The sequence below is a fragment of the Prevotella sp. OH937_COT-195 genome, from assembly GCF_003932845.1.
Lineage (GTDB): Bacteria > Bacteroidota > Bacteroidia > Bacteroidales > Bacteroidaceae > Prevotella.
The window spans coordinates 1-420 of record NZ_RQZH01000161.1; the positions used below are offsets into that span (position 1 = coordinate 1).

At 30.0% G+C, this 420-nt stretch carries 1 protein-coding gene; it reads right to left on the bottom strand.

Annotated elements, in window-relative coordinates; all coding sequences use genetic code 11:
• A partial coding sequence (locus EII32_RS11730; protein ID WP_125235485.1) for an MFS transporter occupies positions 1-420 on the bottom strand: 420 nt, incomplete at both ends.

A 420-nucleotide genomic window follows, 5' to 3' on the forward strand; every position in this document is an offset into this window, starting at 1 on the left:
GAGTTTATCTGAATTTGATGAATTACTGATAAATAATGAAGTAACTGCTGTATAAAAAGCAATACCTATATTTTGAACCATTCTTTGTGTAGCTCCAGCAGTACCTTGCATATCTTGAGATACAGTTCCCATTATTGCTGAAGTATTAGACGGTAGGAAAAAACCTCCTCCTATACCATATATTAGTAATAATAAGCTTATTGTCACTGGATTTAATATATATTGTAATAATCCTAGGCTTGTATATGCCACAATCATAATAATTAGTCCTGTAGTCATTAATACAATATTGCCAATGCGAGAAATTAATTTACCAGATATTTTTGAAGTAAGTACTAATCCTAAAGGAGAAGTAAGGTTAACTAATCCTATTTGCCAAGATGAAAGATGATTAATCTTTTCTAAAATATATGGAGGAAT